The organism is Mesorhizobium sp. WSM4983 (assembly GCF_029625765.1).
Taxonomy (GTDB): domain Bacteria; phylum Pseudomonadota; class Alphaproteobacteria; order Rhizobiales; family Rhizobiaceae; genus Mesorhizobium.
The window spans coordinates 1-823 of record NZ_JARTVM010000031.1 but is presented as its reverse complement, the minus strand read 5'-3'; the positions used below and the strand labels follow the sequence as shown (position 1 = coordinate 823).

Sequence of the window (823 nt, the reverse complement as noted above, 5' to 3'; positions counted from 1 at the left end):
ATTCTTTGATGGTGACGACGATGCCGGCACCGACGGTGCGGCCGCCTTCACGGATGGCGAAGCGCAGCTTCTCTTCCATCGCGATCGGCACGATCAGCTCGACGTCGACGGTGATGTTGTCGCCGGGCATCACCATCTCGGTGCCGGCCGGCAGCGTCACGATGCCGGTCACGTCGGTGGTGCGGAAGTAGAACTGCGGCCGGTAGTTGGTGAAGAACGGCGTGTGCCGGCCGCCCTCGTCCTTGGTCAGGATGTAGGCTTCGGCCACGAACTTCTTGTGCGGCTTCACCGAACCCGGCTTGGCCAGAACCTGGCCGCGCTCGACACCCTCGCGGTCGATGCCGCGCAACAGCGCGCCGATGTTGTCGCCGGCCTGGCCCTGGTCGAGCAGCTTGCGGAACATCTCCACGCCCGTGCAGGTGGTCTTGGCCGTCGGACGGATGCCGACGATCTCCAATTCCTCGCCGACCTTGACCACGCCGCGCTCGACGCGGCCGGTCACGACCGTGCCGCGGCCCGAGATCGAGAACACGTCCTCGATCGGCATCAGGAACGGCTTGTCCAGCGGACGGACCGGCGTCGGGATGTAGGCGTCGACCTGCGCCATCAGCTCGCGGATGGCGTCCTCGCCGATGGTCTTGTTCGAATCTTCGAGCGCAGCCAGAGCCGAACCCTTGACGATCGGAATGTCGTCGCCGGGGAACTCGTTCTTGGTCAGCAGTTCGCGAACCTCGAGCTCGACCAGTTCGAGCAGCTCGGCGTCGTCGACCTGGTCGACCTTGTTCAGGAACACCACGATCGAGGGCACGCCGACCTGGCGGGC

General features: G+C 65.7%; 1 protein-coding gene. It reads right to left on the bottom strand.

The window, feature by feature from the left end:
- A partial coding sequence (locus P9254_RS28810; RefSeq protein WP_278103915.1) for an elongation factor Tu occupies positions 1-823 on the bottom strand: 823 nt, incomplete at both ends.